This is a genomic window from Streptomyces sp. NPDC002324, assembly GCF_053593335.1.
On record NZ_JBSFCF010000007.1, the window covers coordinates 188,295 to 200,586 of the forward strand.

Annotated in this window: 10 protein-coding genes; 4 read left to right on the plus strand and 6 right to left on the minus strand. The window is 74.2% G+C overall.

Going from position 1 to position 12,292, the window contains the following annotated elements; translation table 11 throughout:
• Positions 1-73: 73 nt before the first annotated feature.
• Genes ACWCRJ_RS12940 through ACWCRJ_RS12950 form a run of 3 tightly spaced genes read right to left on the minus strand, consistent with a single transcriptional unit; the run spans position 74 to position 5,327 of the window.
• Positions 74-2,314 (minus strand): bifunctional serine/threonine-protein kinase/ABC transporter substrate-binding protein, encoded by a 2,241-nt coding sequence (locus ACWCRJ_RS12940; RefSeq protein WP_450939330.1) that lies wholly within the window; start codon positions 2,312-2,314, stop codon positions 74-76.
• Positions 2,314-4,713: a bifunctional serine/threonine-protein kinase/ABC transporter substrate-binding protein gene (locus tag ACWCRJ_RS12945; RefSeq protein ID WP_450939331.1), complete on the minus strand. Its 2,400-nt coding sequence runs from the start codon at positions 4,711-4,713 to the stop codon at positions 2,314-2,316. The genes ACWCRJ_RS12940 and ACWCRJ_RS12945 overlap by 1 nt, the downstream gene beginning before the upstream one ends.
• Complete coding sequence (locus ACWCRJ_RS12950; protein ID WP_450939332.1) at positions 4,713-5,327, minus strand: hypothetical protein; 615 nt, start codon at positions 5,325-5,327, stop codon at positions 4,713-4,715. Before ACWCRJ_RS12950 ends, ACWCRJ_RS12945 begins: the two co-directional genes overlap by 1 nt.
• On the opposite strand from ACWCRJ_RS12950, the gene ACWCRJ_RS12955 reads away from it, so the two are divergent.
• From ACWCRJ_RS12955 to ACWCRJ_RS12970, 4 genes are all read left to right on the plus strand, one after another.
• Positions 5,326-5,604: a hypothetical protein gene (locus tag ACWCRJ_RS12955; protein ID WP_450939333.1), complete on the plus strand. Its 279-nt coding sequence runs from the start codon at positions 5,326-5,328 to the stop codon at positions 5,602-5,604. The genes ACWCRJ_RS12950 and ACWCRJ_RS12955 overlap by 2 nt on opposite strands.
• A gap of 108 nt (positions 5,605-5,712) precedes the next feature.
• Positions 5,713-6,561, plus strand: a complete 849-nt coding sequence (locus ACWCRJ_RS12960) for a fatty acid desaturase family protein (RefSeq protein WP_450939334.1) — start codon at positions 5,713-5,715, stop codon at positions 6,559-6,561.
• Positions 6,554-7,204: a TetR/AcrR family transcriptional regulator gene (locus tag ACWCRJ_RS12965; RefSeq protein WP_450939335.1), complete on the plus strand. Its 651-nt coding sequence runs from the start codon at positions 6,554-6,556 to the stop codon at positions 7,202-7,204. Before ACWCRJ_RS12960 ends, ACWCRJ_RS12965 begins: the two co-directional genes overlap by 8 nt.
• 43 nt (positions 7,205-7,247) lie before the next feature.
• Positions 7,248-7,766 carry a GNAT family N-acetyltransferase gene (locus ACWCRJ_RS12970; RefSeq protein ID WP_450939336.1) on the plus strand — a complete coding sequence of 173 codons (519 nt, stop codon included), beginning with the start codon at positions 7,248-7,250 and terminating at the stop codon, positions 7,764-7,766.
• A 112-nt stretch (positions 7,767-7,878) separates the two neighbouring features.
• On the opposite strand, the gene ACWCRJ_RS12975 is transcribed toward ACWCRJ_RS12970, so the two are convergent.
• The 3 genes from ACWCRJ_RS12975 to ACWCRJ_RS12985 form a co-directional block, all read right to left on the minus strand.
• Positions 7,879-8,325: a hypothetical protein gene (locus ACWCRJ_RS12975; protein ID WP_450939337.1), complete on the minus strand. Its 447-nt coding sequence runs from the start codon at positions 8,323-8,325 to the stop codon at positions 7,879-7,881.
• A gap of 109 nt (positions 8,326-8,434) precedes the next feature.
• Positions 8,435-10,597 carry a SpoIIE family protein phosphatase gene (locus tag ACWCRJ_RS12980; protein WP_450939338.1) on the minus strand — a complete coding sequence of 721 codons (2,163 nt, stop codon included), beginning with the start codon at positions 10,595-10,597 and terminating at the stop codon, positions 8,435-8,437.
• A 410-nt stretch (positions 10,598-11,007) separates the two neighbouring features.
• Positions 11,008-12,207 carry a PucR family transcriptional regulator gene (locus ACWCRJ_RS12985; protein ID WP_450939339.1) on the minus strand — a complete coding sequence of 400 codons (1,200 nt, stop codon included), beginning with the start codon at positions 12,205-12,207 and terminating at the stop codon, positions 11,008-11,010.
• Between the last annotated feature and the right edge of the window lie 85 nt (positions 12,208-12,292).

Consider the following 12,292-nt stretch of genomic DNA (forward strand, 5'->3'; position numbering starts at 1 on the left):
CCCCCGTCCGCGCCTCCGCCCGCGACGACCAGCCGTGACGACCGGCTCGGACGGTCGGCTCGAACGACCGTCCTCACACGTCCGCCTGCTGGTACTGCCCGAGAAAGTCGAACTCCCGGCCGACCGCGCGGAACAGGAACAGCGCGTCGTGGTTGTACCCCAGGTCCGGGGTGTACGCGACGGTCCGGCTGACACCCTTGTACGTCACCTCACGCATCCGGCGTACGACCGCGCCGCGCTCCGTCAGGACCGAGTCCCCGCTGACGCACGCCTTCGCCAGGAACAGCACCGCGTCGTACGCCTCCGCCGCGTACCGGCCCGGCCGCTCCCCGTACCGCGCCTCGTACGCCTCGGCGAACGCGCGGGCCGCCGGGACGGCCGTCGCATCGATGAACGCGGTGGCGAACACCCAGCCGTCCGCCGCCGCGCCCGCGCGGTCCAGGAACCCCGTGCCCAGGGCCCGTTGGGTCGCCAACCTGGCCCCGGAGAACCCGGCCCCGCGCAGCGCCGCCGCGAAGGCACCCGCCCGCTCCTGACCCCCGCTGAACACGACCGCGTCCGCGCGGTCCGCGACGGCCTTGCGGGCGAGCGCGGTGGCGTCCAGCGTCCCGGCGCCGACACTCGTGACGCTCGTGCCCCTCCCGTCCCGGCCCAGCGCGCGCTCGATGAGGTTGCAGAGCGTCCAGGCGAAGTCGCCCTCGGCCCGGTCGTCGACCAGGAACACCTTGCGGGCGTCGACCTTGCCCGAGAGATAGGTGGTGCACGGGGCGGCGAGCAACTGATCGGTCGGCGACAGTTGCGCATGCGAAGCGAGAGTGGACTGCCCCGTCTCCCTGGCCTGCGCCGCCACCCCCACCGACACGGTGACGACGGGCAGCACGGCCTTCGCGTACGTGTTCTCCACGGCGAGGAAGCAGTCGTCCGTGGTCGGGCCCAGCACCGCGAGGACCCGCTCGTCCGCCACCAGCAGCCGGCCCCGGGCCAGCGTCCGCTCGGGCTCGCCCCCGTCGTCGTACGCCCCCAGCCTCAGCCGCAGCGGCCGGCCGGCGTCGGCGTTGACGCGGGCGACGGCCAGCCGGGCGCCGTTGAGCTGGGCCCGCCCGATCCCGCCGGTCGCGCCGGAGAGATCACCCTGGAACGCCACGGTGAGTTCGGTGCGCGGAGCGGACGACGCGGAGGCACCCGTGCCGGCCTTCCGCCCGTCGTCACGGCCGCTCCACCACCAGGCGCCGCCGCCGGCCGCCAGTGTCCCGGCCGCCCCCGCGGAACCGAGTGCCAGGAACCCGCGGCGGCTCACGCGCGGGGGAGCGGCGTCCGGAGTCTTCAGGGACGTCACCGTCGCCGCGTCCGAGCCCACCGGACCCTTCGCGACCGCGTCCCCGCGCGCCGTCGAGGACGGGGCCGATATCCGCGTCGGCTCGATCGCGCCCATGGCGAGCACCGCCGCGGACCGGTCCGCGATCAGCCGGGTCACCGGCTCCGGCAGCCATCGCTCCCGGTCGGCGGGCACGGCCGCGTCGAGCGCCGCCCCGACCTCCACGGCGGTCGGCCGACGTGCCGGGTCCTTGTCCAGACACGCCCGTACGACCGGCTCCAACGCGCCCGGAATGCCGGGGAGTTCGGGCTCGTCGTAGACCGTGCGCAACAGCATCCCGGCGGCCGCCCCGCCGCCGAACGGCCGTACGCCGGTCGCGGCGAAGGCCAGGACGCAGCCCAGCGAGAAGACATCGCTCGGCGGACCGACCCCGGCGCCGCCGGCCCGGGCCTGTTCGGGCGACAGGAAGCCGGGCGAGCCCACGACGACACCGGTGGACGTGAGCGCCGTACCCTCCGGCGTGCGCGCGATGCCGAAGTCGATCAGCCGTGGTCCGTCCGGGGCCAGCAACAGGTTGCCCGGCTTCACGTCGCGGTGCACCAGCCCCGCCCGGTGGACGGCGTCCAGCGCCTCGGCGAGGCGCAGCCCCAGCACGCAGACGGACGCGGGGGACCACGGCCCGTGGTCCTCCAGCGCCTCCGAGAGCGAGGGACCCGGTACGAACGCGGTCGCCAGCCACGGATCCTCCGCCTCGGCGTCCGCCCCCAGCAGCGGGACCACCCAGGGGCTGTCCACCTGCCGGGCCACCTCGATCTCCCGGCGGAACCGGGCCCGGAACCCGGCGTCGTCCGCGTAGGACGCCCGGACCACCTTGACCGCGGCGAACGCCCCGCCCGGCGCGCGGGCCAGGAAGACCACGCCCATACCGCCGGCGCCGAGCCGCCGCAGCAGGCGGTAGTCGCCCAGCCGCGACGGATCGGCACTGCGCAGCGGCTCCATCAGGCGGTCAGCGGCGCGGGGCCGCCGTACACGAACGCCCCGCCCTCGACACGCCAGAGATAGCCGCCGGAGCCGTCGATGACCGGCAGGCCGTTCTCCTGGAACGCATAGGTCCGGATGATGCCCCGGTACTTGGCGGCCCGCAGCGCGGCGAGCAGTTCCTCTCGGGTGCGGCTCTCGGACGGAAGGTCCCCGAGCGACGTGAGCACCATCGAGGTCACGTCGTAGGTCTCCGCCGCGTACCGGGGCGGAGCCTGCTTCCATCGTTTCCGGTAGGCGCCCACGAACGCCTTGGCCCCGGGGATGTCCGCCGGTTCGACGACCGGCGCGACGATCGTCCATCCGTCGGCGGCCTCCTTCGCCTCCGTCAGGAAGCGCGGGTCGAGCAGGGCCGGTCCGGAGGCCCGGGCACCGGTGTAGCCGCGCTCGCTCAGTGTCCGGGCGAACGACGCGGCCCGGTCGGGCAGTCCGGCGAAGGCGAACGAGTCGATGTCGGCCGCCAGCAGGTCGTCCACCGCGTTTCCGAACCCGGACCGCATGGTGCCGACGACCCGGGGCACGAAGGGCTGCCCGGCCCTGTGGAACTGCGTGCTCAGGCTGCTGCTGATCTCATAGCCGTAGCTGTCGGCGGCCCGGTCGACGACGAGACCGATCCTGCGGGGGTGGGTGCCGCGCAGGACCGCGTCGAGGAAGACGGGGAGCACCGAGTCGGGCAGCCGTGCCTGCAGATACGAGCGGAAGCCCTGGACGACCAGGGCGATGGCGCCGGGTGAGACCCCGAGGACGGGCAGCAGGGCGGCGTCGTAGGCCGCCAGGGCGGACAGGGCGGTCGCGTCCGTGGTCGGGCCGACCACGGCCAGTACGGAGGGGTCGTCGGCGAGTCGCTTGGCGAGCCGGGCCGCCTCGGCCGGGTCGCCGCCGTCGTCCTCGGCCCGCACACCCACCTGGAAGGGTGCGCCGCGTCGGGCGTTGAACTCCTCGACGGCCAGCCGCAGTCCGCGTTCCTGGGCCCGGCCGGTGGCACGCTGCCCGCCGCTGAGGTCGCCGTGCAGCGCGAGGGTGTACGCGGGGCGCCGGGGCGCGGCGGCCGGCTTCCTGCCGCCCGACCCTTCCTCCCGGCCGACGGCCCACCAGGCCGTGGCGCCCCCCGCGGCGAGGAGCGCGCCCGCGCCGACGAGGAGAGCACGACGCCGCGCGGGGGCTCCGGGGGTGTCGGTGGCCGCGGTGGGTCGGGTGTCGTCGCTGCCGGAAGCCGGGGAGGTGATGTCGTCGGCGGTGTCGTCGGCGGAGGTGGATCGTCGCGGGCCGGACACGACCGGGGACCCGCCGTCCGGGGCGGTTCCCGCGCGCGCGGCGTCGGCCGATATCTCGGTGTGCTCGATGTCCGGCAGCGCGAGTGCCTCGGTGGAACGCCGGGCTATCAGCCTGATGACCTCGTCGGGCAGCCAGGAGGCGGGGGCGTCGGCGGGGGTGTCACCTCGCGCGTCGGCGGACGACCCGGCGGTGGCTTCCCCGGCCCCGGCGCCCGAGCCGACCTCGACGGCCTCCGAGCCGTCCCCCGCCCCTCCCGGAGCCGCACCCTCCGCCGTCCCGTCCGGCAGCAACTCCCGTACGAGATACGCCACTTCGGGCCGCCGGGCCGGGTCCTTGTCCAAGCAGCGGGACAGCAGGTCGGCCAGCGCGGCCGGGACGCCGTCGAGGTCGGCCGGGTCGTGCACGGCCCGGAACAGCAGGGCGTCGAGGGTCCCCGCGCCGAACGGCGGGCGGCCCGTCGCCGCGAACGCCAGGACGCAGCCGAGGGAGAACACGTCGCTGGGCGCGCCGATGGTCCCGCCGCCATGCCCGTCGGCCTGCTCCGGCGAGAGATAGCCAGGTGTGCCGACCACGAGCCCCGTGGCGGTGAGCGAGTGGTCCTCGGGCGCCCTGGCGATCCCGAAGTCGATGAGCCGGGGCCCGTCCGAGGCGAGCAGGACGTTGCCCGGCTTGAGGTCGCGGTGGACCAGCCCCGCCCGGTGGACCTCACCCAGCGCCAGAGCCAGCCGACCGCCGAGGATCCGCAGCCCGTGCTCGCCGAGTGGCCCGTACGCGGTCACCGCCTCGGCCAGGGAAGGACCGGGCACGTACGCCGTCGCCAGCCAGGGCGCCTCCGCGTCCGCGTCGGCGTCCACCAGCGGTACCGCCCACGGGCTGTCGATGCGCCGGGCGACCTCGACCTCCCGCCGGAACCGTCCCCGGAAACCGGCGTCCTCGGCGTACTCCGCCGCCAGGACCTTCAGTGCCACCAGCGAACCGGTGGGTGTGCGGGCGAGGTACACCACGCCCATGCCGCCGGCGCCGAGCCGGCCGAGCAGACGGTGGCCGGCGATCCGCGCCGGGTCGGAAGAACGCAGTCGCTCCATCACTTCTCGCCTCCGCCCAGCTCGTACGCCACGCGGTCGAGCATGGTCGTGGTGCCACGCGTCACATACTGATCCAGATCGGCGACGGTGTAGCCCTCGGCGCCCTTGAACGACACCGTGACGGTCACCGGGCCGAGCCGTGTGACCATCCACCGGTACAGGGCCTTGCCGCCGCCGGTCAGATAGACGCCCGTCTCCACGATCGAGTCGTCGGCGTAGTTGTTGCCGCGCATGCCGCGGGGGGTGCCCACGGACATCAGCTCGGCGATCTTCTCGTCGGCGCGCACCTGCTGCTCCGGGCAGCGCAGCGCCTCCTCCAGCATCTCGGACAGATGGTCGTCGGCGCCGAGGACCGTGGAGTGCACCGTCACCGTCGCCGTCACCTTGATCGTGCCGCGCTTCCCGCTGCCTGGCAGTTCGCTGTAGAGGGACAGGGCGGAGAGCACGCCGTCCGGCTGTGGCCGGCGCTGCCACCGGCAGTCCTCGTCGAGGACGGCGACCGTGCCCTCGGCGCTCCGGGCGAGGGGCTGTGCCCGGAAGCCCGTGCCCCAGTCCCGCGGTTTCATCGCGATCTTCTCCGCCAGCGCGGCGCCCTGCCGGTTCGAACGGGGCATGCGATCCGGGTCCGCCTCGAAGAGCGTCACGGACGGTGTCGCCGACGGCTTCCCACCCGCCACCGGCATCTTCCCGGACGCGGAAGCGGAAGGTGTCGGCGACCCGGAAGTCTGGCCGGCGGGCGTGGCGGCCGGCTCCGTCGCCCCCGCGCCGCACCCGCCCAGCAGCACCGCCGCGGCGGCCCCCGACGCGACGGCCCTCAGCCGCCAACCACCTCTTCGCCCAGCCGACTTGTCGTCCATCGTCGCCCCCTTCACCCCAAATCCCCGTGTGTGACCGGTGATCGTACAGAGGTACGCAATCCCGGAGGGAGCGGTTCCCGGGAGTCTCTTCGCACATACCCGAGGCATTGACGCGGAAGGCCGACTGCCCCACTCTGAACGGATGTTCAGAACAAACGTTCAGAACGTGGGCCGCGGCGAGCCCAGTTGTGACGGGGAACAACCAGGACGACGCGTCGGTACGGCGACCATCCGGAAGGATCTGCTCGTCACCACGCGCCGGCAGCGCATCGTGGCGCTGGTCCGGCCCGGGGCGGGCATGCTGGTCTTCGCCGGCGCGGTGTGGCTCGGCTGGTGGTGGCTGACGCCCGTGATCGTGTTCGGGATCTTCGTCGCCGTCGTGACCGTCACCCACGACGTGGTGCACCGCACGATCGGTCTGTCGCCGCGGGCCACCGACTGGGCGCTGTTCGCGATGGGACTGGCCCTGCTGGAGAGCGGCCACGCCTATCGCGCCACCCACACCCAGCACCACCGCCTGTTCCCGCACCCCGACGACCCCGAGGGCCGTCCCGCCGACCTGTCCCTGCTGGGCGCGGTCTGCCACGGCCCCGTCTTCCTCGTACGCCTCTGGCTCTGGTCCTACCGGCGCGGACGCGACCGCCGGTGGCTGCTGGCGGAGGCGGTGGCCCCGTTCGCCGCGCTCGCCGGGGGCGTGCTGCTCCTGCCGTACTCGCCGGGGCTGCTGGTCTATACGGTGATGGCGATCGTCGGGAGCTGGGTGTATCCCCTTCTGACGGTGTATCTGCCGCACCACGACTACGGAGACACCCCGTTGACGCAGACCCGCACCCTGCGCGGGAGGATCATCCCCGCCGTCTTCCTGGAACTGACGTACCACCTGGAGCACCACCTCTACCCACGCGTGCCCAGCCACCACCTCCCGGAACTGGCACGCAGACTCGAAGGCCACTTCGCCGCCCAAGGAGTGAGGCCGGTGCGCGTTGTCTGACACCCCTGCCGTGCCCGGCAGCCGCGACTCCCGTGCTTCCCGCCACACCCGTGACCGGGTCCTGGAAGCCGCCCTCGACTGCCTCGTCCGCAACGGCTACGGCGGAACCACCGCGCGGGCGATAGCCCAGGCCGGCGGCTTCGCGCCCGGAGTGATCTACTACCACTTCGCGGACCTGGACGACCTGCTGGTGGCGGCGCTGGAACGGACCAGCGGCGCCCGGATCTACCGCTACCGGGCCGAGCTGTCCGGTATCGACCGTGCCGTGCCCGCGATCGCCCGCCTGCGCGAGCTGTACGACGAGGACACCGAGACCGGGCACATCGCCGCCGTCCAGGAGCTGTACGCCGGCGCGCGACCGGGAACACGCCTGGCCGCTCAACTGGCCCTCGAAACAGGGAAATGGGAGGACCTGGCCGAGGCGCGGCTCACGGCGCTGCTGCGCGGCAAGCCCCTCGGGTCCGCCGTCCGGGCCCGCGTGCTCGCCGGCGCGGCAGTCGCTTTCTACCTCGGCATGGAAACCCTCACCCACCTCGACGGCGACCGCTCCCGCCCGGCCACCTTCTTCACCCAGGCGGCCCGCCTCGCCGCGATCTTCGACCGCGTACCCCGCCTCAAGCGGCGGGCCCGCAGGGTCAGATGAACGAAACGGGTGAGCCGCACGAGCCGAGCACGAGGGAGAATCCGTGACCCCGCACCACCAACCGCCGCCCCCCACACCTCGACTCGCCTTCCGGCAGATGACGCAGGACGACCTCGACGACATGGCCGCCCTGCTCGGCGACCCGGACGTGATGCGCCACCACCCCCGCCCCCGGACCCGCCAGGAGGCCCTGGACTGGATCCGCTGGAACCAACGCCTCTACCGGCAGAAGGGGTTCGGACTCTGGCTGCTCACCCTCCGTACCTCCGGCGAGTTCGTCGGAGACTGCGGCCTGACACCGCAGGAGATCGAAGGAGTCACCGAACTGGAGGTCGGTTACCGCGTGCGGACCGACCTCCAGGGGCGCGGTTACGCCACCGAGGCCGCGGCGGCCTGTCGTGACCATGCCCGCGACGCGCTCCACGCCGAGCGGCTCGTCGCGATCATCCGCCCCGACAACCGCCCGTCCCAGCGGGTCGCGGAGAAGATCGGCCTCCCCTTCGAACGCGCGGCGACCTCCCGCTCGGGCCCGCTCGTCCACATCCACGCCGCGCGGCTGTGACGGCCTCACGCCCCGGACCCCGCACGCTCCTCGGCCCGCGTCGCCGCGCGCGAGACGGAGCCGCGGCGAGAGTGAGGGCGAGGGTGTGGTCGTCCAGTCCCCTTCCAGGTGCTCAGGCCGCGTAGACCCTGCCCTGCTTCACCAGGAAGTGGGTGGGGTCGGAGCAGCCGAGTGAAGGGGTGAGCAGCAGGCTGACCGTCAGCGGGGCGGGCTCGGTGGCGGCCGTCGAGAACTCGCAGACGGCGCCCTTGCCCGTGAGGGGGTACCAGAACCAGCCGTTGACGTCGCCGACGGTCACGCGGTCCGATTCCTTCCAGGCGCCGCCGGACTGGGTGAAGACCTGCAGGCGTACGGAGGCGGCGTACTCGTCCTCCGTGGAGCGCAGCGCGGTCAGGGTGATCTTGTAGTCGGAGCCCAGCGTGGACGAGGCGATCTGCCGTGTCTGCTGCCGCGCGGCGGTGTCCGCGTTCGACGCGCCGGCGCCGGCGGCTCCGAGAGCGGCGGCCAGCAGGACGGTGAGGGCCGCGGTGGTGGTGCGGCGGGTGCGGTTGGCGTTCATGTGCGTGTTCCCCCGTTGGAACGAGTCGGGACAAAGGGTCGGTTTGTTCCGTTCGGTGAGGAAGACGAGTCAACCGTCTCAAAGGTTGCACGGCGAACGCTGTCGTCTCTCACGTCGGATGGATGAGCAGCAGCGCGATGTCGTCGCTGCGCGGCGCGGAGCGGCGGGCGTGCTGTACGAGGGTGTCGGCGACGGCGTCCATGGCGCGGGGCCCGGCCGGATCGGCACGGGCGAGTGCGCGGGCGAGGGCGTCGACCGCGTCGTCGATGTCGATGCCGGGGGCCTCCACGAGCCCGTCCGTGTAGAGCGCCAGCACGGAGCCGGGTGACAGCGGGATCTCGGTGGACGCGTAGCCGGCGTCGGGGTCGATGCCGAGCAGGAGGCCCGGCGGCAGATGGAGGGCCTCGGTGCGGCCGTCGGGGTGGCGCAGCAGCGGGGGCGGATGTCCGGCGGTGGCCAGACAGGCGGTGTGCGCGCTCAGGTCGAGGTGGACGTAGAGGCAGCTGGTGAACAGGTCCGGGTCGAGGTCGGTGAGCAGCCGGTTGGTCCGGGTCAGCACTTCGTCGGGGGCCGCGCCGGCGGTGGCGTGGACGGCGGTGCGCACCTGCCCCATGAGGGCGGCGGCGTTCACGTTGTGCCCCTGCACGTCGCCGATGGCCGCGGCGGCCGTGGTGGGGCCGAGACGGATCAGGTCGTAGAAGTCGCCGCCGATGTCCATGCCGAGGGTGGCCGGGAGATAGCGGGCGGCCACGTCCAGACCGGCGACCCGGGGCAGGGCGTGGGGCAGCAGCCCGGCCTGGAGGTCACGGGCGAGCTGATGGTTGGCGTCGTAGAGCCGGGCCCGGTCCAGGGCCTGCGCGATCAGCCCGGCGGCGGAGGTGAGGACGCCACGCTCGTCCGGGGTGAAGGGGTGGGGCTGTTCGTAGGCGAGGACGAGGGAGCCGACCGGGCGCCCGGAGGTGATCAGGGGCAGGAAGGCCCAGGCGGCCCTGGCGTCCTGGAGGATGGCCGGCGGGTAGGCCCGCTTGAGGTCGGCGAACGTGTCGAAGAAGGCGGGGACACCCGTGGTGAGGGCGCGTACGGCGGGGGTGTCCGAGGTGAGCGGGGCCGCGTCGAAGCGTTCGATCAGCTCGGCGGTGTAGCCGCGGTAGCCGATGATCCGCAGCCGGCCGTCCTCCGCCGTCATCAGGGCCAGGGCCGCGGCACCGAAGGCGGGCAGCACCTGGTCGGCGACCTGGTCGACCACGTCGCGCACCCCGACGGCCTCGGTGAGCGTGGCGGCCAGGTGCATCAGCTGGTACAGCGTGGTGGCGCGCGCGGGCGCGGCCGGCGCGGCGGGGGAGGACGGACGCGACCCGGCGGGGGCCGTCACCGGGGCGTGGGCGTGCGCCGAGTGGGTGGGCGTGATGCGGACGCTGATCCCGGAGGCGTCCGGTACGAGACTGAAGGACAGCCACCGGTCGGGCGGGCGCAGGGCGATGTAGGACACCGGTTCCCGGCTGAGCACGGCCGACCGGTAGCCGTCCTCGGCGGTCGGCTCGTCGAGCCAGCGCAGCGCCTCCCACAGCTTGGCCCCGAGCAGGTCGTCGATGGCGACTCCGAGCAGCTCGGCGGCCCTGGTGCTGACGAAGGTGATCCGTCCGTCGACGCCGAGCGAGCAGCAGCCGCCGGGCAGGCGCTCGGCGAAGTCCACCGCGGCCTGTGCCTCGTCGGGGCCGGCGATCCGGTTCCGGGGCGGCGGCAGCATCACCGGCTCGGCGGCGGGCCGTACGGGACGGCCCTCCTCGGCCGCCGTCCGCAGGAGCAGTCCCAGCCGGTGACAGGCGCCGATGATCTTCTCCCGCTCCTCGGGGCTCGGTCGCGGCGGATGCGCGGCCGGCCACTGCAGCACCAGACCGCCCCAGGTGTCAGTGCCCGTGGTGATCGGCACGGCGACCAGGGTGAAGCGGTACGGCACGATCAGCGCCAGCCGTGGATACCGGCGCGCCAGCTCCTCCGGCCCGCTCACCGACACCAGCCGGCGTTCCCGTACGGCGTCGGAGACCGGGGAGGACGCTTTCAGCGCCACCCGCGCCCAGGGCATGGAGATCTCCCAGGGGACTCCGCCCAGCATCGCCAGCTGCAGCACCGGCTCGTCCGGTGCCGGCAGATACGCCGCCGTCACCGAGGTGCCGCACTCCCGGGCGACCTCGACCAGAACGGACTCCAGCGTGTCCGGACCGACGGCGCCGGAATCGGGCACGCCCTCACCCGCCCCGGATCGCACACCCATGGGGCGCGGCAACCCGCACACGCCGCCGGCAGCCGCGGGCGGCCCCGACAAGGCCTACCGGGCGCAGGGACCGGGGCGCCCGGCCGGGCCACCACGAAGGCGCGACCACGCCCCGAGCACACCGAACGTCACCCATATGCGGACCATACGCCTCCCCCGCGACGGCAGCATGCCGATACGGATCCCCTGCCGGACGCGGTGCCGGTCCACCGCCGCGCCGGGCCGCACGCCCGCCACCCGCTGCGCGACACCCGCCGCGCGCCACCCGCGCCCGCCGCCCGCCGGGCTCCACCTGTGCCCGCCATCCGCCGGGCTCCACCTGTGCCCGCCATCCGCCGGGCTCCACCTGTCCCGCCACCCGCTGCGCGACACCCGCTGCGCGACACCCGCGCCCGCCGCCCGTCGGGCCGTCAGGCCGGTCCGGCGGGCGGCTGCTCGTCCTGCCCGGCGCGCTGCCCCCGGACGGCCAGCAGCGCCGCGCCGATGTGCGCCACCGCCCGCGGATCGGTGAGGGACCGGCCGGTCAGTTCCTCGACGCGGCGCAGCCGGTAGCGGACGGTGTTGGGGTGTACGAACAGGGTCCGGCCCGCCTCGGTGGCCGAGCCCGCGGCGGCGAACCAGTGCTCCAGGGTCTGCAGCAGACGGGCCCGCTCCACGACCGGGAGTTCGACCACGGGCCGCAGCACCGTCCCCACCAGGTGCGCCGCCTCCGCGGGGGCCGCGGCGACCACCATGGCCAGCGGGTCGTCGTCGAACCGCGCCACGCCCGGACCGGTGCCCCGCAGCCCGGCCAGCGCCAGCCGGGCGAAGCGCAGCGCCTGCGGGGTGTCCCGCAACGAGGGGAAGCACGGGCTGACCCCGACGCGTGCCCGGTCCCGCCGCAGAACGCGCAGCAGGGCCTGCTCCGCCGTCCCCGTCGGCAGCGCGATCAGACCGATCTGCTGGTCGGGCAACAGCCGCCACGCCGAGGGGAGCCGCTCCTGACGCAGCGCGGCCTCGACCCCCGCCAGCGGCTCCTCACCCGGGGCGCCGGCCGCCGCCGCGACGACCGCGTAGGGACCGCGCTCGGGCAGGCCCAGCTCGCGGGCGGCCTCCCACAGCGTGGTGCGGTCGGCGATGACCCCGGTGAACAGGGCCTCCACCAGAGCCGAGCGCCGGGCCTGCCCCCGCGCGGTCAGCTCCGCCGCCGTCTCCCGGTAGGCCGCCGCGACCGCCTCCGCGTACAGGCCGAACAACGCCCAGATCGCGGCCGACTCGGACACGAGCAGGTCGCCGGAGACCTCGGGGTGCGTGCGGGCCTCCGTGAGGATCTCCGTCCACAGGAGTTCGAAGCCGACCCGGTACGCGTGCAGGGTGTCCGCCAGTGGCACGCCCTGCTCGGCACGGACGCGGCCGGTCTCGCGCGCCGGGCTCGGGTCCGGGGCGCCACCCCTGCCGAGGTGGCTCAGGATCAGATCCGCGTTGGCGGTGCACGAGCGGCGCAGCGAGTCGAAGGGGAGCAGCGCCTCGTCCTCGTAGGCGTCGACGTCCGCGCGGATGCGCCGGGCGATGCGCTCATCCAGTTCCGGCAGCCTGGAATGCAGTGCCGCGGCCACGACCGAGATGTCCATCGCCGCAGCCTAACGCCGCCGTTTTGTTCCCCGGAACAGCCTCGGGAGGCTCATCCTGTCGTGCGGCCCATAGGCCGTCACCGTA